We start from the raw sequence: 22,238 nt of genomic DNA, 5'->3' as shown, positions 1-22,238 counted from the left end.
AAGATAAGATTGCTTCGTGCCTCGCAATGACGTAATTAAAAAATATCATGTTAAAAGGAATTATCCTTGTCTTTTTTGGTGCCTGTAGTTTTGGCATCCTGTCAACTTTTGTAAAACTTGCTTACCATGAAGGCTACACATTAGGCGATGTAACCGGCGCCCAGGCTTTTTTTGGTGCCGTTATTTTATGGACACTCTTTTTCTTTCAAACCAAAACCCGGAAATATAAAGCAAAAGCAATTGAGACTAAAACGCCTTGGTGGCAAATGGTTTTGGCTGGAACTTGTACCGGTCTTGTTAGTGTTTTCTACTACCAATGCGTTAAGCTTGTTCCAAACTCTGTGGCCATTATTTTATTAATGCAGTTTATTTGGATGAGTATTTTACTCGAATTCTTAATCTTTAAAAAGAAACCTTCAGGATTACAGTTTATAGCAATTCTACTGGTTTTAGGCGGAACAGTATTAGCAAGCGGTATGGTAGAAACGAGTATTAAAAGTTTAAGCTTAACCGGAATTGGCTTTGGGTTGTTAGCGGCGGTTTGCTATGCTGGTTTCTTAATGCTGAGTGGAAAAATTGGAAATGAATATCCTCCACTAAAGAAAAGTGCTTTAATGATTACGGGCGCCTGCATTTTAATTTTTATCATTTTTCCGCCCACATTTTTATTCAATGGCGCTTTAAGCGGTAGTTTATTGAAATGGGGTTTGATTATAGCTGTTTTCGGAACCGTTATCCCTCCATTATTTTATGCAGAAGGTGTTCCAAGAATTGGTACGGCTTTAAGCTCAATTTTAAGTGCCGCAGAATTGCCCGTAGCAGTAATGATGGCTGGCTTTGTGTTACAAGAGCAGGTTTCTTTTTTGCGGTGGGTTGGCGTTTTCGTAATATTATCGGCAATGGTAATTCCAAATTTGAAGTATTTGAGACGGCCTGCTTAGTTTAATAATTAACCGCAAAGTTCGCATAGATAAGTGCGCAAAGAACACAAAGCTGGGTGTTGAATTTTTAACCACAAAGCACACTAAGAAAAACACAGAGAACACTGAGTTAAGTATTCAAGATTTGTGAATTCGGTAAAGCCTCTGTTCACTCTGCGATAAAATATGTAGCCTAAACTCTTCTTTTTCTTTGCGAAAAACTTAGCGTTCTTTGCGGTTAACCTAAAAATAAATACCTTTAAAAAGCAAATTCAAAAACATGAAAAAACATATCCTTTATATATTATCTTTTCTTATTATCGGCTTCGCCGGATGTAAAACCAAAACCACCATTAATCAGGAAGAAGCGGGTAGTGTAATTACAGACTACTTGACTGCTAACCCGGAATACAAAACAACACGGTTTAATTTTGGAGAAATTAAATTTAGCAGCAAAAGTGATAAACAAGATTTAGCTAAATACAAAACTTTAGAAGGTACCGGAATGGTAACATTAAACTTAAAAGAAGCGAACAAAAAATTTTTATCGAAAGATAGCAGTTTCCTTTATCGAGTGACGTTAACCGAAAAAGCAAGTCCATTGGTTTTAAAGCAAGATGATGATAAGGCTACGGTTAAAGTTGTGGAATACGTTCTTTCAGATGAAAAACCAGTTGATTTCTCTCAGGTAAATTCAAGTACAGCCAAAGTTACTGTTTCATTAAAAAAGGTAAATACAGTTTTTGCTCCTTTTGATAAAAACGCAAATGAAAACAGCGACTTCATAACCAAAACTTATAGATTGAAGTTAAGTAAGGATGAAGGTTGGAAAGTGCAGAAGTAAACTTTTACTTATTCAAAAACCAGGTTTTAAATCTTTTAAATAAATCTACTTTTTTTGCTTTTGGTTTTCCGTCATGGGTTAAATCATTATCGTAATGATTTTGCAGTTCTGCCGCATAATCTTGTTCTGATTTGTTGCCAGATTTTAGCTCTTCGATAAAACGAACTGCATTGAAATTCAAGGTGCTGTTGAAAGAAACTGCGTAATATTCACTTCGCTTTATCGGTTTTTTATTTATGTTAATTTCATCAGCTCCGTTTTCTGCAAAATAATCTATATGCTGGATTAATGGGTTAAGCTTTTTTAAACGTTTTGTTCCTTTTCTTTCGTTTCGCCAGGGATGTTCTCTTTTGTGAAGTTGAGCCAATAGAAAATCTTTTTTCCAAAGGGTAATTTGGTGAGACATTAAAAAATTTGACGCCTTATTATCTACCTCTGCAATATTAAATCCTTCAATAAAATTATCAGTTTCTTTTGTTACATAAACATCAGAACTATGAAGTTTTACTTGTTTCCAGTTATTTATAGTAGCTAACTTGAATAATTCAGTAAAGAATTTAGGATTTACCGGTTTACTTAACCACATGTCTTCCTGAAAATAGAGCACATAATCCTCATCAATATTTTTGAGTAAATTAGCAAGTCTATCTGCCCATTCGCCTTTGCCAGATTTGATATTGGTAAAGCCATTAACTTCTGCATCTTTTATTTCCGTAGCAAAATAATAGTTGCAAGGAATTTTAAAATCCCAGTTCTTAGAAAATGAATAGTCGAAACCTTTGTATAAAAATTCATAACGATCGCAGGCGTGAACTAAAAGAGCAACATTATTTTTTGAGTTTGGCATGTAATCTTAAATGATTAACGTGAGTTATGGGTGTAAAAAATCGTTTGTAGTATTAAAACTGTATTCTAATATCAATTAAGCATGTTGTTTTGTCCTGACCGGACGGGCTTTTTTCTTTTTGACGTCAAAAAGAAACAAAAAACGCCAGCTGAAAATTTTTGTTTTAAAGTCAGTGAGTTGGCTTTGACTGTGCTTCCCCAATCCCGTACGTACGGGATGTTAGGCCGGTAATAAGTAGAACGAAGATTTTATGCTTTGGCTTAGTCAAACGTTCATGTTTATTAATAAAATTAAGACCCATAATTCATGTAGGTTTAATATTTCAAAGATATAAAACTTTGAATGGGTTTAAACTGACTTTTTTAGCGCGGGTTTATTTTACCAAACCCGACAGCCGCGGAAATACTTTTGATTAAACCCATAAGGTTTTAAAAACCTTATGGGTTTGAAAAAGATTGTAGCAAATGGCGGGAACAAACTTAAATTTTTACACAAGCAGCGCTTTCCAAATAATTTAAATTTTTAGCAATAAAGCACACAAACGTTTGAGTGTGTCACTAAGTTTATAATCTACAATTTTTGTAGCTTTTAATCGTAAATAAGACACCTTTTTTACACTTATATATAGCAAAATACAACGCCCTTTTCGTTACCTTTGCACGCAAATTATTATTCATAACGCATGAGCTTAAATATCCATTACAAGGAAGATTTTCAAAACCGTCATATTGCGCCGAATGAGGCAGATACAGCAGAAATGCTGCAAGCTGTTGGGGTAAATTCTATTGATGAGCTGATTGAACAAACAGTGCCAGGTGCAATTAGGTTAAAACAACCTTTAAATTTGCCTGCTGCAAAATCAGAAACTGAATATCTTGGTGCTTTAAAACAAACTTCGTTGTTAAATAAGGTTTTCAAAAGCTTTATTGGTCAAGGTTATTATGATACGATTACGCCAGGCGTAATTTTGCGTAACGTTTTTGAAAATCCGGGATGGTACACGCAATACACACCTTACCAGGCTGAAATTGCTCAAGGTCGTTTACAGGCTTTGTTAAATTTCCAAACGATGGTTATCGATTTAACTGGAATGGAAATTGCCAATGCATCTCTTTTAGATGAAGGTACAGCTGCGGCAGAAGCAATGTTTATGCAATATAGTACGCGTAAAAACCAGGCTGCAAAGAAATATTTTGTATCTGAATTGGTTTTTCCGCAAACGATAGATATTTTAAAAACCCGTGCAAATCCATACGGAATTGAACTGGTTATTGGAAGCCATTTGGATTTCGTTGCTACAGAAGATTTTTTCGGTGCAATTGTTCAATATCCTGCTGGTAATGGTGAGGTTTTCGATTACAAGAACTTTGCTTCAGAACTGCACAACCAAAACATTAAATTAACAGTTGCTGCAGATATTTTAAGCTTAACCTTATTATCGCCTCCAGGCGAATGGGGTGCAGATATTGTGGTTGGTACAACACAACGCTTCGGTATTCCGATGGGATTCGGTGGTCCTCACGCAGCATTTTTTGCAACTAAAGATGAATATAAGCGTTCAATCCCTGGTCGTATTATTGGTGTAACCATCGATAGCCACGGTGATTACGCTTTACGTATGGCTTTGCAAACCCGCGAGCAACACATTCGTAGAGATAAAGCAACTTCAAACATTTGTACGGCACAAGCTTTATTGGCTATTATGGCTGGTTTTTATGCAGCTTATCACGGTCCGAAAGGTTTAAAAGCCATTGCAGAACGTACACATGGTTTGGCAATAAGCTTAGCCTCAACATTAAAAAGCTTAGGTTACGAGCAATTAAACGCTGCTTATTTTGATACGATTCGTTTCGATTTAGGCGATTTAAAAGGCGGTATTCACTCCGGATGTTTAGACAACGAAATCAACTTAAATTATGTTGGGAATGTTGTAACCATTTCAATTGATGAAACCACAACCTTTGAAGATGTAGCTTTAATCGCTAAAATCTTTGCTAAAGTAAAAGCGGTAGCGGCAGACCAGGTTGAAGTTGTAGAAAATGTTGAAACGGTAATTCCATCAGCTTTACAACGTACTTCTGAATATTTAACACACCCAATTTTTAACTCGCACCATTCAGAACATGAAATGTTGCGTTACATCAAATCACTAGAGGCTAAAGATTTATCGCTTTGCCATTCTATGATTGCATTGGGAAGCTGTACAATGAAATTAAACGCTACGGCAGAAATGATTCCGGTTACCTGGTCTCACTTCGGTCGCGTACACCCGTTTGCACCTGCCGACCAGGTTTTAGGTTATTATTCTGTTTTTAATGAATTGGATAAATGGTTAAGTGAAATTACAGGCTTTGCAGCAATGAGTTTACAGCCAAATGCTGGTGCTCAGGGCGAGTATGCTGGTTTAATGGTTATTCGTGCTTACCATCAGGATAGGGGCGATTTCCATCGTAACGTAGCTTTAATTCCTGCATCTGCTCATGGTACAAACCCTGCTTCTGCGGCAATGGCCGATATGAAAATTGTTGTTGTTAAATCTTTAGAAAATGGTAACATCGATGTTGAAGATTTAAAAGCGAAAGCAGAATTACATAAAGACAATTTATCATGTTTGATGGTTACTTATCCATCAACGCATGGTGTATTTGAAGAAAGCATTATCGAAATTTGTGAAACTATACATGCTAACGGCGGACAAGTTTACATGGATGGTGCAAATATGAATGCTCAGGTTGGTTTAACAAGTCCGGCTAATATCGGTGCTGATGTTTGCCACTTAAACTTGCACAAAACTTTCTGTATTCCTCACGGTGGTGGTGGTCCTGGTATGGGTCCGATTGGTGTTGCAAAGCACTTGGTTCCATATCTTCCTGGCCACGCTGTGGTAGATATCGACAAAGGAAAATCAATTTCTGCGGTTTCTTCTGCACCTTGGGGTTCGGCTTCAATCCTGATTATTTCTCATGCATACATCGCTATGATGGGCGCTGAAGGATTAACCAATGCTACAAAATATGCTATTTTGAATGCAAATTATATGAAAGCTCGTTTAGAACAACATTATCCGGTACTTTATTCAGGTGCTCAAGGTCGTTGTGCACACGAGATGATTTTAGATTGTCGTTCTTTCAAAGCATTTGGAATTGAAGTTACCGATATTGCAAAGCGTTTAATGGATTATGGTTTCCATGCGCCAACGGTTTCATTCCCGGTTGCAGGTACTTTAATGGTTGAGCCTACAGAATCTGAGCCTAAACATGAGTTAGACCGTTTCTGTGATGCTTTAATTGCCATTAAAAAAGAAATTGAACAGGTTGAAAACCTAACTTTCGATAAAATAGATAATCCTTTAAAAAATGCACCGCATACTGTTTCTGTAATTACCGCTAATGAATGGGAACATGCTTATAGCCGTCAAACTGCTGCATTCCCGCTACCTTATGTGTTAGAGCGTAAGTTCTGGCCATCAGTTGGACGTGTAAATGATAGCCATGGCGATAGGTCTTTAATTTGTGCTTGTCCGCCGGTTGAGAGTTATTTGGAGGAAATAGTGCCTTAGGGTTTAGGGTAGAAGGTATAGGGTTTAAGGTAAAAGATTTAAGGTTTCCCTTTCCATCGCTGGACCCAATATCAATCCGTCATTGCCAGAAGGCTTTTTCAGCCGACGAAGCAATCTCATTTTAGATAATTAAGCCTTGGTTCGTGTCTCCAAGAAACAAATAAATCATCTGCAAGTTTTAGAATTTATTTTTTTTAAAGCTTGCAGATTTTTTTCCCCTCATTTCAGGCGCAACCGAGAAATCTTTGTACTGATAACCTATGTTCAAAGATTTCTCTATTTCATAGCAAAATAGTCCGAAAGGATAATTGTATAAAACAGAAACTATTTAAATAAACACTCCAAAATGCCATAAGTTTCCGGCTGGGTCTAGCAAGAAACATTCGCTGCCCCAATCTTCATGTTTGATGGGTGAAGGTTTAACATTATATTTTTTATCTAAATCTAAAGCAGACAAATCATCGTGAAAGCGGTTAATGTCGTCAACTTCCATAAATACCATGGTATTTTCAATCCAATCTTTAACGTAGGCATTTTGTAAATAAAAAGCCATATTGCCACTCTTAAAAACCGACATTTGGTTGTCTAAAGTCACTTCTTCAAAACCTAAATCGCGGTAGAAGTTCCTCGATATCTGGAAATCTTTAGCGCCAATAAACGGGCGGATTGATTTTGCATTGTGATTCATTATTTCTTTTATTTATTTGCTTACTAATATAATGAAATATTGGTTGGACATTTTGAAATCCTAAATAGAAGCACCGCATTGCCCGCCTAAACGGGATTGAAATGATATCTCCCGATTTTTCATCGGGAATTTAATGGAAAGCCCGACTAACATTAAACAACGCTGCTGCATTTGCTTTTCCTAATCATTTTTAAGCCGTCAAATTAAACCTCCACAATATTTTTCAGTCAATAGAATGATTTTAAATAAATCATATAATTTTAAAAAACTTAACATACATCAATAGCAACCAAGCAATGTTAAGTATATCTTTGTATCAAATTTTAAAAAACCAGAAAATGAAATTAAAAATCTCTTCAATCTTTTTATTAGTTGCAGTTGTGTCATTATCAGCTTTTACAACTATTAAACCAGTAACTTACACTGTAGATGCAGCAAAATCAACCATTACCTGGGTTGGGAAAAAAGTTACAGGTTCTCACAACGGAACTATCGCTTTACAATCAGGAACGTTAAACGTTGATGGTAAAAAAGTAACTGGTGGAACTTTCACTATCGATATGAACTCTATAAAAGATGCTGATGGTAGCGCTAAATTAGAAGGCCACTTAAAAGCTGATGATTTTTTCGGAGTAGCTAAATTCCCAACTTCAACATTCGTAATTACTAAAGTTGCTGGTACAAATGTAACAGGTAACTTAACAATCAAAGGCATCACTAAACCGGTAACTTTCCCTGCAACTATCTCTGTTAATGCTGATGGTACAGTATCTGCTTTAGCTGGTAAAATCGTTGTTGATAGAACTAAATATGACATCCGTTACGGTTCAAAATCTTTCTTCGATAGCATTGGCGACAAAGCAATCGATGATAATTTCGAGTTAGCTGTTAAATTAGTAGCTAAAAAATAGTTCTCCAGGTCTCGGAAAAATATAAAGCGCTCAATTTATTGGGCGCTTTTTTTGTGTCGTTATTGCGAGGTACAAAGCAATCTTAATGCGCCAAAAAAATATCGATATGCTTTTTAAAATATTTTGAAAGCAGTTTTGAAGTTAATTTTAATGTTTGTTCCCGCTATTCGCTACAATCTTTTTCAAACCTATAAGGTTTTAAAAACCTTATAGGTTTAACAAAAGTATTTTCGCTGCTATCGGGTTTAATCACTTACAGAACTGCAAGAAACAAAGGTTGTAAATTGCAGAATGTGCTGAAGCCTTGGTTGCTTATCATTCTTCCGTCAGTTGAAACTGACGGCAATGAAATCACGAAACTATCTGGTTAGCCTTAGGCTTTCAAATTATTTAGCACTTGCATTTACCTAGCCGTTGGCCTTAGCCAACGGATATTGGCAAATAATTCATGAATATTTAAATTTCAATAGTCAACTACGAACTTTAAACTTTAAACTTTTCACTTTTCACTTTGAACTTTTCACTACCTTATCTTAAATCCACCCTCAACTTCATCTACAAAACCGGTAGCTTGGTCTTTGCTATGGTAAAATAAACACTCCCAGTTTTCTGCTGCTGCTCTTTTGCCAAATTCTTTGCGCAATTCCATCGCCCTGCGGCCATCGAAATCATATTTGGCAATAAAATTTTTAATTAATTCGCCCGGCTCTGGCAAAACATCACCGCCAAAAAATACTTTCTGGTTACCTTCAGTTAATAAAAAAACCTGATGATTCGGACAATGCGCACCCGTAAATTCAAAAGCAATTGTTTCATCTAAGCTGCCATCACCCTCAATAAATTTTAATTGCGCATTTCTTTGAACAACCTCAAAAATGTCGGTATGATAAGAGGATGATGTGCTGCTAAAAGCAGTTTCCCATTCGCCACGATTAATCACGTATTCTGCATCCGGAAAGCTAAGTTGTGCTTTATCACCAATTTTATGAATCATACCACCAGAATGATCATAATGTAAGTGCGACATTAAAACCTTAGTTACATCTGTTGGGTCGAAACCTGCATTGCGAATATTTTTATGCAAAATTAATTCACCATGGTCATCACTAAAACCCAATCCGGTATCAAATAAAATCAAGTCGTTTTTTAGCTCAACCAAAAATGGCTGTACATTAATAAATAAAGATGCTGGTCTATCTCTAAAATTATGAATAGCAGAATCAAAAGGAATAAATTTTTTCGTAGCATCTACAGAGTAGGTGCCTTCAAATAAAGTATGAACTTGCAAAATATATTAGTTTTAATGTGCTGTAAAGTTAACAATCTATTTCTTCATTCGTTTTGGCATTGTGTTTAAGTATTCAATTAAAATGTATATTTACTGTTCGGAGAAAGAATAAATGGAAAAAAGATGGGTAAAAGCATCAGATTGTAATGATGATACTGTTAATAAAATAGCTGAAGAATTAAATATAGACCGTTCACTTGCGCAAATATTAGTGCAAAGGAATATTTGCAGTTTTGATGAAGCAAAAGATTTTTTCAGGCCAAATTTAGATCACCTTCATAATCCTTTTTTAATGAAGGATATGGATGTTGCTGTGGCCAGAATTGAAGTCGCCATTGATAATCAGGAGAAGATTTTAATTTATGGCGATTATGATGTTGATGGTACCACTTCTGTAGCGCTCGCTTATAGCTTTTTCTCTCAATTAACCTCCAACATAGAATATTACATACCAGATAGATACCTCGAAGGTTATGGTATTTCTACAGCAGGAATTGATTACGCTAAAGAAAAGGGTTTTACTCTAATTATTGCTTTAGATTGCGGTATAAAATCAATTGATAAGATTGATTATGCAAATGACTTAGGTATTGATTTCATCATTTGCGACCACCATTTACCAGGCGATGAATTACCAAAAGCTTTGGCGGTTTTAGACCCGAAAAGAAGTGATTGCGAATATCCATTTAAAGAACTTGCTGGCTGTGGAATCGGCTTTAAACTCGCTCAGGCTTATGCTCAGCAGTATGAACTGCCACAGGAAACCTATTTGCAATACCTGGATTTGGTTATGGTAAGCATTGCCGCCGATATTGTTCCTGTGGTTGGTGAAAACAGAATTTTAGCTTATTATGGTTTACAGAAACTAAACTCAAACCCTTGCGAAGGTTTGAGGGCTTTGATGGAGGTTTCTGGCAAAACCGAAAATTATACCATAACTGATGTGGTTTTTACATTAGGTCCGCGGATAAATGCTGCGGGCAGAATAGACCATGCAAAACATGCCGTAGCGATGTTGCTGTGCCAGGCTGATGGCAATTCTTTAGAGCAGAGCGAATCAATTAATTTAAAAAATACCGAACGTAAAACTTACGACCAGGATATTACCCGCGAAGCTTTAGCTTTGATTGGCGATAGTGAAATCTTAATTAATCGCAAAACTACTGTTGTTTTTAACGAAAATTGGCACAAAGGCGTTATTGGTATCGTAGCATCCCGGTTAACCGAAAAATATTACCGACCAACAATTGTACTTACAAAATCAAACGGTCATGTTGCAGGTTCTTGCCGTTCGGTGGTTGGTTTTGATTTGTACGAAGCTTTGAGTGGTTGTTCAGATTTATTAGATCAATATGGCGGCCATAAGTTTGCCGCAGGCTTAACTATGCAAGAAAGCAATGTTGCAGCATTGGCTGATAAATTTGAAGAAATTGTATCTGCATCCATAACCGATGAGCTTTTAACGCCCATGATAAAAATTGATGCAGAAATTGAGCTTGCTCAAATTGATGGGAAATTCTATCGCGTTTTAGCACAAATGGGTCCGTTCGGACCAGAAAATATGGCGCCAATTTTTGTAACACATAATGTTTACCTTGCTCAGTATCCAACTGTTGTTGGGGCAAATCATTTAAAAATTAATATAAAACAACAAAATTCGAGTATTTTTGAAGGCATTGCTTTTGGTTTAGCAGAATTTGAGAAACTTTTACAACCAAATGTTCCGTTCTCGGTTTGCTATACTTTGGAAGAAAATGTGTGGCGTGATAAAAAGCGTTTGCAGTTGAATATTAAAGGCATTAAGACAATAGAATAAGAAGCAAGGATAAAAGAACAAATTCTTTTTTCCTGTATTGCTGAATAAATTCTGAAATAAATTCAGAATGGCATAATTTGAAAATGTTGATTTGGATTTATGATAATCGTAAATCAAAAATTTAAATAAAGAATGATATTAAGAGCTGAGCATCTTGTTAAAAAATATAAACAGCGAACTGTTGTTAATGATGTTTCATTTAACGTTAGTCAGGGTGAAATTGTTGGTTTGCTTGGGCCAAACGGGGCAGGGAAAACAACATCATTCTACATGATTGTTGGTTTAATAAAGCCCAATGAAGGTAGGATTTTTCTTGAAGATGAGGATATTACAGAAGATGCAATGTATCGCCGGGCACAAAAAGGTATTGGTTATTTAGCCCAGGAAGCATCAGTTTTTAGAAAGCTAACTGTTGAAGATAATATCCTTTCTATACTTGAAATGACTAAACTTAGTAAGGAAGAGCAGAAAGATAAACTGGAAGAATTAATTAATGAATTCAGTTTGCATAAAGTACGCAAAAACAGAGGCGATTTATTATCTGGTGGCGAGCGTAGAAGGACCGAAATTGCGAGAGCTTTGGCTGCAAACCCAAGTTTTATTTTACTTGATGAACCATTTGCGGGCGTAGATCCGATTGCGGTTGAAGAAATTCAATCGATAGTTGCAAAACTAAAACATAAAAATATTGGTATTCTAATTACCGACCACAATGTTCAGGAAACGCTTTCGATTACCGATAGGGCTTATTTGCTTTTTGAAGGTAAGATTTTAGAGCAGGGTGTACCTGAGGTTTTGGCCGAAAATGAAATGGTTAGAAAGGTTTATTTAGGTTCTAACTTTGTTTTAAAACGTAAGAATTTTGATGTTTAAGAAAAGCTCATGGCAATAGTAAATTCTATTTTTACTTGGTTAATGAAAAAGCGAATCCACCAGATTGAGCTTTTTATGAAATATCCGCATGATGTGCAACAAGAATGGTTTCATACCTTAATTGATAGCGCTGAAAATACAGAATGGGGCAAGCTTTATGATTACAAATCAATTTTAACACCTCAACAATTTCAAGAGCGGGTTCCTGTTCAAAATTATGATACTTTAAAGCCTTACATCGAGCGGATGCTTAATGGTGAGCAAAATATTTTATGGCCATCTGATATTAAATGGTTTGCAAAATCATCTGGTACAACGAGTGATAGAAGTAAATTCATTCCAGTATCTGAAGAAAGTTTGGAAGAATGCCATTTTAAAGGCGGTAAAGACATGCTGTCTATTTACTGCAATAATCGCCCCGATAACCAAATGTTTACTGGTAAAGGTTTGGTTTTGGGTGGAAGTCATCAGGTTAACCAATTAAACGAAGACTGCTTTTATGGTGATTTATCAGCTGTGCTGATTAAGAATTTACCTATTTGGGCTGAATTTTATCGTACGCCGGATATGTCTATCGCCTTGATGGATAATTACGAAGTGAAGATGGATAGAATGGCAGAAGCCACCATCCACGAGAACGTAACCAGCATTTCTGGTGTGCCAACCTGGACAATCGTGTTAGCTAAAAAGGTGTTGGAACTTACGGGTAAAAAACACTTGCTTGAGGTTTGGCCAAATTTAGAACTATACGTTCACGGAGCGGTAAATTTTGGTCCGTACCGCGAGCAATTTAAGCAGCTTATTCCATCTCCGGATATGTATTATCTGGAAACCTACAATGCTTCTGAAGGTTTTTTCGGAATTCAGGATCAGGATAATTCGGAAGAAATGCTTTTGATGTTGGATTATGGTATTTTCTATGAATTTATCCCGATGGAAAATATTGGAGAAGAAAATCCGACAGCACTTTTGTTGGGCGATGTTGAGTTACATAAAAATTATGCTATTGTAATTTCTACAAACGGCGGTTTGTGGCGTTATATGATTGGAGATACGGTTCAGTTTACATCACTGGAACCTTATCGTATTAAAATAACAGGGCGAACAAAACATTTTATAAACGCTTTTGGTGAGGAGGTGATTATTGATAATGCAGAACAGGCCTTAACTAAAGCTTGTGCTGTAACAGGCGCTGAAATTAAAGATTACACCGCCGGGCCAATTTATTTTGAAGGCGAAAAGGCTGGTGGACATGAGTGGATTATAGAATTTGATAAGCAACCAGATGATTTAGAAAAGTTTATAGATGTAATGGATAATACCTTACGTGAAATAAACTCTGATTATGATGCAAAGCGATTTAAGGATTTGGCGCTCTGCCGTCCGAAAGTGCATAATGCAGCGTCGAATACTTTTTATAATTGGTTAAAAGCGAAGAATAAACTGGGCGGTCAGCATAAGGTTCCTCGTCTTGCAAATGAAAGAAAGTATGTGGATGATATTCTGGAAATGATGAAATCTCAATAAAATTATACTTTTTTCGTTTTACATTTTACATTGAAATAACCTCCATGAAATTAGACAGAAAAAAGATATTAGATTTTTTTAAAAAATCGGAAAATAAGGCAAGTGTTTTATTAAACAATAAAAGCAAGGCTAAACAAACCATAAACGATGCATTAGGAAAAGCAGTTACCAATAAAGGTGATTTGGAAGGCGTGTGGAGCAAATTGCTCTTACTTTTCGCGATTGCTAAAGATTATGTTAATGGCCATTATACTGAAATTCCAAAAAGGTCAATCATTTCAATATTGGGCGGTATTCTTTATTTTTTATCTCCTATTGATATTGTACCCGATTTTATACCGGTTTTAGGTTTCATAGATGATGTATTTATTTTGAACCTGGTTTATAAGCAAGTTTTAAAGGATTTAGAAAAATATAAGGCCTGGAAAGATAAACAGTTAGACCTAAATGAACTCAATGGCTCAGCAACATAATGGTTTTTTCAACTGGTTAAATCATCATTTATTCACATGCCCTTTTAAAGCTCAGTTTGGTTTCGATTGTCCGGGTTGTGGCTTGCAACGTTCGGGAATGGCGCTATTACAGGGTGATTTTATCGAATCTTTCAAGTTATATCCTCCAACCATCTTAATGGTTTTTTTGGGTTTTTACACCATATTCCATCTAAAATTCGATTTTAAATTCGGTGCTTTAATCATCAAAAGTACATTTATTGCTATTGCAGTAATTGTTGTAATCAATTACATTTACAAAATATACAACCATCAACTCATAAGTTAACTCTATTATGTCTGAAGAACAAAATCAACCGGAAAACCAACCAGAGAATCAATCTTTTCAACCTATTAATACACCACCAGTAACGCCTCCACCGTTTCAACAGCAGCCACCATTTGGTCAGTTTGGCGGAGGAATGGGTTTTCAAAATTTACCAAATGCAACCATAGTTCTGGTTTTAGGTATATTATCAATTGCCTTCTGTTGCTGCTACGGTATCCTGGGTTTAATTCCTGCGATAATTGCATTAGTGCTAAGCAAAAAAGATAAAGCATTATATGAATTAAACCCATCAATGTATACAGAAAGCTCTTTCAAAAACTTAAAAGCCGGTAGAATTTGTGCCATTGTAGGCTTAGTGCTAAATATCATTTCATTGCTTTACTACATCGCAATCATTGTTATTTTTGGTTTTGGAATGATGAACGACCCACAGAAAATGCAGGAAATCTTAAAAGGCTTACAATAATTTCAGCTTTTTAATTTTACCTTAAAAATATAAATCGAATGGTGCATGCCATTCGATTTTGTTATTTTTGTACATTATATTGTAAATCAAAACATAAGATAAATGTATCCAGAATATTTAGTTGAGCCAATGCGTAAGGAATTAACCAACGTTGGTTTTGAAGAATTAAAAAATGCACAAGAAGTTGATGCAGCTATTAAAGGTGAAGGGACTGTTTTAGTTGTTGTAAATTCTGTTTGTGGTTGTGCAGCAGCAAATGCTCGCCCGGCAGCGAAAGCAGCAGCAGCGCATGAAAAACATCCTGATAAATTGGTTACTGTTTTTGCAGGAATGGAAAGAGAAGCAGTAGATCAGGCTAGAAATTATATGATGCCTTATCCGCCATCTTCACCAGCAATGGCATTATTTAAAGATGGTAAGTTAGTACACATGATTGAGCGCCATCAAATTGAAGGCAGACCAGCACAAATGATTGCTGATAACCTTATTGGTGCTTTTGAGCAATACTGTTAATACAGATAAAATTATTCAAGAGATTGCACAGGTTTTGGTAACTATATCTGTGTAATCCTTTTTTTATTTTCTAAAATCTGTGATTCCTAAAAATCCTTATTTAGTAATTTTTCTAGTTCGCCGAATGAAACATTCATCCTAACTCTACCTTGTTTAGCGTATGAAATTTCCCCCGTTTCTTCTGATATAATCACAGCAACTGCATCAGTTGTTTCAGAAACACCAATTCCGGCTCTATGCCTCAAACCAAATTGAGATGGAAGCTGATCGTTATCAGTTAAAGGCAAAATGCAACTTGCACTTTTTATCTTATTCTCAGAAATAACCACAGCACCATCATGTAAAGGACTGTTTTTCTGGAAAATACTTTCTAATAATCGCTTAGATATTTTGGCATCAACAACTTCACAACTATTTGCAAAAAACTGTTCATCATAAAACTTAACAAATACAATTAAAGCACCCGTTCGTGTTTTTTTCATGGTTTTGCAGGCATCGATGATGGGTTTTATACGGGTTAGATTGTTGCGTTCAATTTCTTTTCTACCAAATAAATAGCCCCACCAAGCCTTATTTTTTTGAAGGAAGGCATTCTTACCAATAAGTAACAAAAATCTTCTTATTTCGGGATGAAAAATTACGATTAGCGCAATAATACCCACGCTCATAAATTTTTCAATTATGGCGGTAAGCAACTCCATGTGTAAACCCTTTACTATCCAGTAGAAAACGGTTATTACAAACATTCCAACCAGTAAATTAACAGCAAGGGTATTACGAATAAGCGTGTATACATAATAGATTAACAGTGCAACAAGCACAACGTCTACTACATCGGTGGGTGATATTTTAAGGAAATCGAAATCAAAACTTTTCATCTACGGCAAGATAGTAAATGTTGGACGTTTCTTTTTGTTAAATGATTAAATTGTATGGTTTAGGTTAACTGTTTTAATTGTCGTATTATTAAGTTCTTGATTGAACCCTAGATTTTATCATCAGTAATATTTGACACGTAACGTCATTGCGAGGCACGAAGCAATCTAAATTGAAAGATTGCTTCGTGCCTCGCAATGAGGAGGAGATTCAGATAACTACTCCAAACAATTAACCAATTTAATGCACTCTACGGCTTCCTTAACATCATGAACTCTTAAAATTTTTGCCCCTTTTTGTAAAGCTATTGTGTTTAAAACAGTTGTTCCATTTAAGGCTTCGCTGGCAGAAGTGCCTAATACTTTGTAAATCATTCCCTTTCTGGAGAAACCAACTAAAACCGGGAGATTAAAAATTTTGAAGTTTTCTAACCGACTTAAAAGTTGATAATTATGTTCTATCGTTTTGCCAAATCCAAAGCCAGGGTCGAGGATGATATCATTTACATGCAATGCTGTTAATTGCGCTACTTTTTTGGCAAAATAATCGATTATATCTAAGGTAACATTTTCATATTGAGGATTGTGTTGCATATTTTGAGGCGTTCCTTGCATGTGCATAAATACGTATGGAACCTGCAGGCGGGCAATTGTGCTAAACATTTCTTCATCCATATCTCCGGCAGAAATATCATTAATTAAATGCGCACCTGCTAAAATGGTTTCGTTAGCAACCTTGGCTCTAAAAGTATCAATAGAAATTGTGGCTTCGGGCAAATGTTTATTTAAAGCTTCCACAATCGGTATTAACCTAAAAAGCTCTTCATCAGTAGAAATATCTATTGCACCAGGTCTGGAAGAATAACCACCAATATCAATAAAACTTGCACCTTCATTTAAAAACTGTTCAGCTTTTCTGATTGCATCATCAACGGTGTTTGTTCTGCTTTTGGTGTAAAATGAATCTGGTGTTATATTCAAAATTCCCATCACCTTTGGTGTACTCAAATCGAATATCTTACCTTTAATATTAAGACTTTGCCTAGGTTTAAAAAAGTTTTTTTCTGCCATATTAAACCCTTTCGGGATTTGGGTTTCGCTTTAAAAATGTATCTTTAGCTTTCGTTTTTTCGATACAAAAATACATTAAAACTAAATAAATACAGGCTTTGGCACAAACAAATACCGCTTCTGAATTTGATGACGTAATTGCAGTTTGCAGATCTTTATTCTTAAAAAAAACAACCGATTACGGTACGGCCTGGCGAATCTTGAGGTTAAGCTCAATTACCGATCAGATTTTTATTAAAGCGCAACGCATCAGAACTTTAGAAGAAAAAAAAGTTAGTAAAGTTGGCGAGGGCATAACGCCAGAATACATCGGGATTATAAATTATTGCGTTATCGCTATGATGCAATTAAACTTTAACGAAAATGACCCTTTGGAAATTCCCGTTGAAGAAATACAGGTGCTTTTTGATGAAAAAGTTAATGAAACTAAGGAACTTATGTTTGCTAAAAACCACGATTATGGTGAAGCCTGGAGAGATATGCGCATTAGTTCTTTAACTGATTTGATTTTACAAAAAATATTTAGAGTTAAACAGATTGAAGATAACGAAGGGCAAACACAAGTGTCTGAAGGGGTAAATGCAAACTATCAGGATATGCTAAATTACTCAGTTTTTGCTTTAATAAAATTAGGTGTAAAATAATGAAGAACACGTTTTTAACCATTTCCAGAATTTTCGTTGGTGTATTATTTATCTTTTCAGGATTGATAAAGGCAAACGATCCGCTTGGTTTTGGTTATAAACTGCAGGAATACTTTGACGTTTTCCACATCAGTTTTTTAAGTCCGATAGCAACAGGTATAGCCATTTTAATTTGCACCTTAGAAATTGTTCTTGGCGTATTGCTTTTATTAGGTTTTTGGGGCAAAAATGTATCCTGGGGATTGTTATTACTCATCGCATTTTTTACGCTGCTTACCTTTGTTTCTGCTGCATTTAAAGTGGTTACAAGTTGCGGTTGCTTTGGCGATGCTATTCCGCTAACACCATGGCAATCTTTTGGTAAAGATATTATCCTGTTGATATTTATACTTTACATCTTTATTAAAAAGGACGATATCAAGCCAATCTTTAGCAAAGAGAAAACGCAGCGTAACATCACAATGGCTGTTGTTTTGGCGTCTTTCTTATTTGGTTTATTTACCTATAATTTTCTACCAATTATCGATTTTCTGCCTTACAAAGTTGGCGCCCATATTCCATCTTTAATGGTTATTCCCGAAGGAGAACAGCCCGATGAGTTTCAAATCATGTATCACCTTAAAAATAAAAAAACTAAGGCTGAAAAGGATATGAGCGATAAGGAATATTTGAAAACCGAAATTTGGAAGGATAATAACTGGGAAATTGTTGGCGAACCTACTAAAGAGCTTATCAAAAAAGGTTTCGAGCCCAAAATAAAGGATTTAATTATAACCGATGCATCGGGAACGGACTATACTAAAGAGTTAATTGAAAATCCTTACTACAGCCTGGTTTTTGTGGCTTACAATTTAAACGATGCAAATATTAAAGCAATTGGAAGTTTAAATGCATTGGCTTTAAATGCTACGCAACAGTACAATATTCGCAGTGTTCTGTTAACTTCAAATGCTGCTCGAGATGCTGAGGTATTTATCAAAAAAAACAATCTTTTTTCAGAAGTTTTTTACGCTGACGCTGTTCCACTAAAAAGTATGGTGAGGGCAAATCCTGGAATTATTTTACTTAAAAATGGTGTGATTGTAAATAAATGGCATTTTCACAATATGCCCAGCTTCGATGATTTGAGTAATAAATATTTCAGCAAATAAATGTTCGCATACGCCCTAAAAAAACTACTTTATGGCTTGCTGGTTATGGCGGGTGTTGTATTGGTAGTTTTTGTGTTGTTTAATATTTTACCAGGCGACCCGGCCCGTATGACGATGGGTCAAAGGGCTGATGTTCAATCACTAGAAGCGGTTAGAAAAGAATTTGGTTTAGACCGTTCAAAACCGGTTCAATTTCTTCTGTATGTAAATGATTTATCGCCAATAAGCTTTTTAGATAATGATACCATTACTCAAAACAAGTATCATTATAAAAAGCTTATAAATTTTAATAAAAAGGCATTAGTTGTAAAATGGCCTTACCTGAGAAGTTCGTATCAAACTAAACGAGATGTAACCGATATACTTTCGGAAACTGTTCCGAACACATTTATTTTGGCGCTAACGGCAATGATTTTTGCTACTTTAATCGGTGTTTTTTTAGGGGTTTTATCAGCAGTGTATAAAGATTCGTGGATAGATAAATCGGCAAATGCATTCGCAATTTTAGGTATTTCTGCACCTTCATTTTTTGCGGGAATTATAATTGCCTGGCTTTTTGGTTTTGTGCTAAGCAACTACACCGGACTAAAAATGAGTGGCAGTTTATATAGTTACGATCCTTTTAATGGTGAAATTTTAACGCTAAGAAACCTATGGTTACCCATGGTTACTTTAGGATTAAGGCCCTTGGCAATTATTGTTCAGCTTACCAGAAGTGCAATGCTTGATGTTTTGGCTCAGGATTACATTCGCACAGCCAGAGCGAAAGGGCTTGGCAGAAATGCCATAATTTATAAGCATGCGCTTAAAAATGCCATGAACCCTGTAATAACGGCAATTTCAGGTTGGTTTGCATCTTTACTTGCCGGCTCTTTCTTTGTAGAATATATTTTTGGATACAACGGTTTAGGCAGAACAACGGTAAGCGCATTGGAAATGTCTGATTTTCCGGTTGTTATGGGTTCAATATTATTTATTGCTTTTGTTTTTGTAGTGATTAATATTTTGGTAGATATTTTATACGCCTATGTTGATCCACGAGTTAAATTGGTTTAAGATGATTGAAGAATTTATTCGTTATACGGAACTTGCAGATAGGGAAATTTTGACTGTATTTAGCGCAACAAATAAAGATATGCCTGAGGCGGAACGCCTGTTCAGTCACGTTTTGAATGCACAACACATTTGGGTTAGTCGCATAGAAGCTTCGCCATTGCAGTATGAGATTTGGCAAGTACATCCTAAAGAAACTTTTGCTAGCATTTCAACTGAAAACTTTCGGTTAATAAAAGAAAGTTTAGCTAAGCAGGATTTAGATACTGCGATTACCTATCACGATTCTCGGGGTAATGAATACAAAAACAAAGTTGCAGAAATGTTTATGCAAATGTTAAATCACTCCACTTACCATCGTGGGCAGATTGTTTCGATGTTAAAAAAGGAGGGGATTACACCTCCGGTAACAGATTATATTTATTTTAAACGCAAAAACCTTTTATGATAATTTTTTTAGTGGGCTATATGGGTTGCGGCAAAAGTACCAAAGCAAAGCAACTTGCGCATCGTTTAAATTGCCCGGTAATAGATTTGGATGCAGAAATTGTGAGCCAAAGCGGCAAAACCATTGCCGAATATTTTGAAGCTTTTGGAGAAAGCGGATTTAGAACTTATGAAAGTGAGATGCTAAAATCTTATCCATATCCAGAAACTTGTGTAGTTGCTACTGGTGGCGGTTTGCCTTGCTTTTTTGATAATATGGATTGGATGAATAATCGCGGTTTAACCATTTATCTGCAAATGACACCGGCGGCTTTGGTTTCAAGATTACATAACCGCCAGAAAAGGCCATTGATAAAAGATTTAAACGACGAGGAACTTTTCGTTTTTATTGGGGAGAAGTTACAGGAACGCGATCCATTTTACACTAAAGCCAAGCTTATAGTTGATGCTTTTGATTTAGATGGAGAGAAACTGGAAGAAACAATTTCAGATAAAATTTAAGCTTTCTTTATATTATCATCAATTATTTTTGCCGAAAGTAAGGCCAGCGGAATCCCACCGCCTGGATGTACGCTACCCCCGCAGAAATAAAGATTTTTCAGCTTATTACTAAAATTTGAGTGACGCAGAAAAGCAGCGAACTGATTATTTGAGCTGTTGCCATAAAGCGAACCCTGGTAAGAACCTGTTTTAAACTCAATGCTTCGCGGGTCAAGAATGGTTTCACTAATAATATCTTTCGAAACATCTTTCTTTAATATTCTGTTGAGTTTCTGTAAGATATTTTGTTTTGCCGCCTCAATTAAATTATCCCAGTCCTGACCATCATTCGCTGGTACGTTTATCATTACAAACCAGTTTTCACAACCTTTTGGCGCATCAGTTTCTAAATGTTTTGATGTAATGTTGATGTAGATTGTTGGGTCTGAATAAATTGTCTTATCCTTCCAGATAGCATCAAATTCTGCTTTGTAGTTTTCTGAAAATAAGATATTGTGTAAGCCCAATTCGGGGTAAATATTTTTTATTCCCCAGTAAAAAATCAACGCCGAACTGCTTCTTTGTTGAGTTAGTAATTTTTTAGGTTGAGGAATGTTTTTTAGTAGATTTTTATAGGTAAACCAGATATCTAAATTTGATACTACAATTTCAGCATTAAAAAACTTATTGGCGGATGTTATGCCACTAACTTTACCACTGACATAATTTATTTCATTAACCTTTTGGTTGTACAGAAATTCAACACCTAAATCTTTAGCCAAATTTACAAGTGATAGGATAATGCTATGCATACCCTGTTTTGGGAAATAAGCCCCAAAATGATATTCGAAATGCGGAATAATATTTAAAGTTGCAGGCGCCTGATAAGGGTTTGAGCCATTATATGTAGCATACCTATTAAATAACTGGGTAATTCGCTCATCACTAAAAGCATGTAGGTTTGCTTTATGCTGAGTTCTGAAAGCATCAATTTTTCCAAACGAAAAAATGCTTTTAACTGTATCCCAGTGCAGATAACTTTTCAGTTTATGTAAACTTCTTTCCAAGAAAACCTTGTGTGTAACATGGTAAATCGTGTCACTTTTTTTAAGAAAAAATTTTATTTCTGATGCCTTTGCATTGGTTTTTTGCTCAACCTCTTTCGCAAATTTGTTGAAGTCTGCAGAAGCGTTTAATTGTAAGCCATCTTCGTAAAAATATCTGCAAATTTCATCAAGCTTTTCATATTCAAAATAGTTTTTTGGGTTTTTGCCAGCCAACGTAAAAAGTTCATCAACATATTGTGGCATGGTAAACAAACTTGGGCCAGCATCAAACCTGAAACCATCGGTAATAACTTCAGTTAGCTTTCCTCCGGGATATGAATTTGCTTCAAAAACCTGTACGCTGTAACCTTTTGCAGCCAATCGAATTGCACTTGCTATTCCGGCTACGCCGGCACCAATAATAATTGCTTTGGGCATT

General features: G+C 35.7%; 22 protein-coding genes. 16 read left to right on the top strand and 6 right to left on the bottom strand.

Features of this window, described 5'->3' with window-relative positions:
- The first annotated feature begins 47 nt into the window (after positions 1–47).
- A complete protein-coding gene (locus LUA86_RS14925) occupies positions 48–941 on the top strand; it encodes a DMT family transporter (RefSeq protein ID WP_231464124.1) in 894 nt (297 codons plus the stop codon).
- Between the two features lie 259 nt (positions 942–1,200).
- Positions 1,201–1,764, top strand: coding sequence for a hypothetical protein (locus LUA86_RS14920; protein WP_231464122.1), 564 nt, complete (start codon positions 1,201–1,203; stop codon positions 1,762–1,764).
- A 4-nt stretch (positions 1,765–1,768) separates the two neighbouring features.
- On the opposite strand, the gene LUA86_RS14915 is transcribed toward LUA86_RS14920, so the two are convergent.
- Positions 1,769–2,611, bottom strand: coding sequence for a hypothetical protein (locus LUA86_RS14915; protein WP_231464120.1), 843 nt, complete (start codon positions 2,609–2,611; stop codon positions 1,769–1,771).
- Positions 2,612–3,293: 682 nt separating this feature from the next.
- On the opposite strand from LUA86_RS14915, the gene gcvP reads away from it, so the two are divergent.
- Positions 3,294–6,170 carry an aminomethyl-transferring glycine dehydrogenase gene (gene gcvP / locus LUA86_RS14910; RefSeq protein ID WP_231464119.1) on the top strand — a complete coding sequence of 959 codons (2,877 nt, stop codon included), beginning with the start codon at positions 3,294–3,296 and terminating at the stop codon, positions 6,168–6,170.
- Positions 6,171–6,498: 328 nt separating this feature from the next.
- Here the strand turns inward: gcvP and LUA86_RS14905 are convergent, their stop codons facing one another.
- Positions 6,499–6,858: a VOC family protein gene (locus LUA86_RS14905; protein ID WP_231464116.1), complete on the bottom strand. Its 360-nt coding sequence runs from the start codon at positions 6,856–6,858 to the stop codon at positions 6,499–6,501.
- Between the two features lie 338 nt (positions 6,859–7,196).
- Here LUA86_RS14905 and LUA86_RS14900 point away from each other — a divergent pair, with 338 nt between their 5' ends.
- On the top strand, positions 7,197–7,769 hold the full coding sequence (locus tag LUA86_RS14900) for a YceI family protein (RefSeq protein ID WP_231464114.1): 573 nt from the start codon (positions 7,197–7,199) through the stop codon (positions 7,767–7,769).
- Between the two features lie 523 nt (positions 7,770–8,292).
- On the opposite strand, the gene LUA86_RS14895 is transcribed toward LUA86_RS14900, so the two are convergent.
- Complete coding sequence (locus LUA86_RS14895) at positions 8,293–9,057, bottom strand: MBL fold metallo-hydrolase (protein WP_231464112.1); 765 nt, start codon at positions 9,055–9,057, stop codon at positions 8,293–8,295.
- Positions 9,058–9,169: 112 nt separating this feature from the next.
- Between LUA86_RS14895 and recJ the strand changes: the two genes are divergently transcribed.
- The 7 genes from recJ to LUA86_RS14860 all read left to right on the top strand — a co-directional run bounded on the left by recJ (position 9,170) and on the right by LUA86_RS14860 (position 15,032).
- Positions 9,170–10,873, top strand: coding sequence for a single-stranded-DNA-specific exonuclease RecJ (gene recJ, locus LUA86_RS14890; protein ID WP_231464110.1), 1,704 nt, complete (start codon positions 9,170–9,172; stop codon positions 10,871–10,873).
- A 132-nt stretch (positions 10,874–11,005) separates the two neighbouring features.
- Positions 11,006–11,746 carry an LPS export ABC transporter ATP-binding protein gene (gene lptB, locus LUA86_RS14885; protein ID WP_231464108.1) on the top strand — a complete coding sequence of 247 codons (741 nt, stop codon included), beginning with the start codon at positions 11,006–11,008 and terminating at the stop codon, positions 11,744–11,746.
- 9 nt (positions 11,747–11,755) lie between these two features.
- Positions 11,756–13,273, top strand: coding sequence for a GH3 auxin-responsive promoter family protein (locus tag LUA86_RS14880; RefSeq protein ID WP_231464107.1), 1,518 nt, complete (start codon positions 11,756–11,758; stop codon positions 13,271–13,273).
- A gap of 44 nt (positions 13,274–13,317) precedes the next feature.
- Positions 13,318–13,746 carry a YkvA family protein gene (locus LUA86_RS14875; protein WP_231464105.1) on the top strand — a complete coding sequence of 143 codons (429 nt, stop codon included), beginning with the start codon at positions 13,318–13,320 and terminating at the stop codon, positions 13,744–13,746.
- Complete coding sequence (locus tag LUA86_RS14870; RefSeq protein WP_231464103.1) at positions 13,730–14,053, top strand: DUF2752 domain-containing protein; 324 nt, start codon at positions 13,730–13,732, stop codon at positions 14,051–14,053. The genes LUA86_RS14875 and LUA86_RS14870 overlap by 17 nt, the downstream gene beginning before the upstream one ends.
- Positions 14,054–14,060: 7 nt before the next feature.
- Positions 14,061–14,519 carry a CCC motif membrane protein gene (locus tag LUA86_RS14865; RefSeq protein WP_231464102.1) on the top strand — a complete coding sequence of 153 codons (459 nt, stop codon included), beginning with the start codon at positions 14,061–14,063 and terminating at the stop codon, positions 14,517–14,519.
- Positions 14,520–14,621: 102 nt separating this feature from the next.
- On the top strand, positions 14,622–15,032 hold the full coding sequence (locus LUA86_RS14860) for a BrxA/BrxB family bacilliredoxin (protein ID WP_231464100.1): 411 nt from the start codon (positions 14,622–14,624) through the stop codon (positions 15,030–15,032).
- Positions 15,033–15,118: 86 nt separating this feature from the next.
- On the opposite strand, the gene cdaA is transcribed toward LUA86_RS14860, so the two are convergent.
- Both cdaA and folP read right to left on the bottom strand, forming a co-directional pair.
- A complete protein-coding gene (cdaA, locus tag LUA86_RS14855; protein ID WP_231464098.1) occupies positions 15,119–15,910 on the bottom strand; it encodes a diadenylate cyclase CdaA in 792 nt (263 codons plus the stop codon).
- 216 nt (positions 15,911–16,126) lie between these two features.
- A complete protein-coding gene (gene folP / locus LUA86_RS14850; RefSeq protein WP_231464096.1) occupies positions 16,127–16,978 on the bottom strand; it encodes a dihydropteroate synthase in 852 nt (283 codons plus the stop codon).
- A 98-nt stretch (positions 16,979–17,076) separates the two neighbouring features.
- Between folP and LUA86_RS14845 the strand changes: the two genes are divergently transcribed.
- The 5 genes from LUA86_RS14845 to LUA86_RS14825 are packed head-to-tail and all read left to right on the top strand — an operon-like array spanning position 17,077 to position 20,774.
- Positions 17,077–17,622 carry a DUF1599 domain-containing protein gene (locus tag LUA86_RS14845; RefSeq protein ID WP_231464095.1) on the top strand — a complete coding sequence of 182 codons (546 nt, stop codon included), beginning with the start codon at positions 17,077–17,079 and terminating at the stop codon, positions 17,620–17,622.
- Positions 17,622–18,773, top strand: a complete 1,152-nt coding sequence (locus LUA86_RS14840; protein WP_231464093.1) for a BT_3928 family protein — start codon at positions 17,622–17,624, stop codon at positions 18,771–18,773. The genes LUA86_RS14845 and LUA86_RS14840 overlap by 1 nt, the downstream gene beginning before the upstream one ends.
- Positions 18,774–19,829 (top strand): ABC transporter permease, encoded by a 1,056-nt coding sequence (locus tag LUA86_RS14835; RefSeq protein WP_231464091.1) that lies wholly within the window; start codon positions 18,774–18,776, stop codon positions 19,827–19,829.
- A gap of 1 nt (position 19,830) precedes the next feature.
- Entirely contained in the window at positions 19,831–20,274 is a 444-nt protein-coding gene (locus LUA86_RS14830; protein ID WP_231464089.1) for a DinB family protein, read from the top strand.
- Positions 20,271–20,774 (top strand): shikimate kinase, encoded by a 504-nt coding sequence (locus LUA86_RS14825; protein ID WP_231464087.1) that lies wholly within the window; start codon positions 20,271–20,273, stop codon positions 20,772–20,774. The genes LUA86_RS14830 and LUA86_RS14825 overlap by 4 nt, the downstream gene beginning before the upstream one ends.
- On the opposite strand, the gene crtD is transcribed toward LUA86_RS14825, so the two are convergent.
- Positions 20,771–22,237 carry a 1-hydroxycarotenoid 3,4-desaturase CrtD gene (crtD, locus tag LUA86_RS14820; RefSeq protein WP_231464085.1) on the bottom strand — a complete coding sequence of 489 codons (1,467 nt, stop codon included), beginning with the start codon at positions 22,235–22,237 and terminating at the stop codon, positions 20,771–20,773. The genes LUA86_RS14825 and crtD overlap by 4 nt on opposite strands.
- Between the last annotated feature and the right edge of the window lies 1 nt (position 22,238).

The organism is Pedobacter sp. Leaf132 (assembly GCF_920984695.1).
In the GTDB taxonomy this organism is placed as follows: domain Bacteria; phylum Bacteroidota; class Bacteroidia; order Sphingobacteriales; family Sphingobacteriaceae; genus Pedobacter.
Note: the sequence above shows the minus strand (reverse complement) of the source record. Positions and strands in the feature narration are given on the sequence as shown.

Bases quoted from the DNA above. Each gene is read 5' to 3' on its own strand.
- LUA86_RS14900 (WP_231464114.1), top strand. From the start codon at position 7,197: ATGAAATTAAAAATCTCTTCAATCTTTTTATTAGTTGCAGTTGTGTCA.
- LUA86_RS14875 (WP_231464105.1), top strand. From the start codon at position 13,318: ATGAAATTAGACAGAAAAAAGATATTAGATTTTTTTAAAAAATCGGAA.
- LUA86_RS14860 (WP_231464100.1), top strand. From the start codon at position 14,622: ATGTATCCAGAATATTTAGTTGAGCCAATGCGTAAGGAATTAACCAAC.
- LUA86_RS14905 (WP_231464116.1), bottom strand. From the start codon at position 6,858: ATGAATCACAATGCAAAATCAATCCGCCCGTTTATTGGCGCTAAAGAT.
- LUA86_RS14825 (WP_231464087.1), top strand. From the start codon at position 20,271: ATGATAATTTTTTTAGTGGGCTATATGGGTTGCGGCAAAAGTACCAAA.
- LUA86_RS14830 (WP_231464089.1), top strand. From the start codon at position 19,831: ATGATTGAAGAATTTATTCGTTATACGGAACTTGCAGATAGGGAAATT.
- LUA86_RS14865 (WP_231464102.1), top strand. From the start codon at position 14,061: ATGTCTGAAGAACAAAATCAACCGGAAAACCAACCAGAGAATCAATCT.
- LUA86_RS14880 (WP_231464107.1), top strand. From the start codon at position 11,756: ATGGCAATAGTAAATTCTATTTTTACTTGGTTAATGAAAAAGCGAATC.
- LUA86_RS14925 (WP_231464124.1), top strand. From the start codon at position 48: ATGTTAAAAGGAATTATCCTTGTCTTTTTTGGTGCCTGTAGTTTTGGC.
- LUA86_RS14870 (WP_231464103.1), top strand. From the start codon at position 13,730: ATGGCTCAGCAACATAATGGTTTTTTCAACTGGTTAAATCATCATTTA.
- folP (WP_231464096.1), bottom strand. From the start codon at position 16,978: ATGGCAGAAAAAAACTTTTTTAAACCTAGGCAAAGTCTTAATATTAAA.
- LUA86_RS14915 (WP_231464120.1), bottom strand. From the start codon at position 2,611: ATGCCAAACTCAAAAAATAATGTTGCTCTTTTAGTTCACGCCTGCGAT.
- LUA86_RS14840 (WP_231464093.1), top strand. From the start codon at position 17,622: ATGAAGAACACGTTTTTAACCATTTCCAGAATTTTCGTTGGTGTATTA.
- crtD (WP_231464085.1), bottom strand. From the start codon at position 22,237: ATGCCCAAAGCAATTATTATTGGTGCCGGCGTAGCCGGAATAGCAAGT.
- LUA86_RS14835 (WP_231464091.1), top strand. From the start codon at position 18,774: ATGTTCGCATACGCCCTAAAAAAACTACTTTATGGCTTGCTGGTTATG.
- gcvP (WP_231464119.1), top strand. From the start codon at position 3,294: ATGAGCTTAAATATCCATTACAAGGAAGATTTTCAAAACCGTCATATT.
- recJ (WP_231464110.1), top strand. From the start codon at position 9,170: ATGGAAAAAAGATGGGTAAAAGCATCAGATTGTAATGATGATACTGTT.
- LUA86_RS14920 (WP_231464122.1), top strand. From the start codon at position 1,201: ATGAAAAAACATATCCTTTATATATTATCTTTTCTTATTATCGGCTTC.
- lptB (WP_231464108.1), top strand. From the start codon at position 11,006: ATGATATTAAGAGCTGAGCATCTTGTTAAAAAATATAAACAGCGAACT.
- cdaA (WP_231464098.1), bottom strand. From the start codon at position 15,910: ATGAAAAGTTTTGATTTCGATTTCCTTAAAATATCACCCACCGATGTA.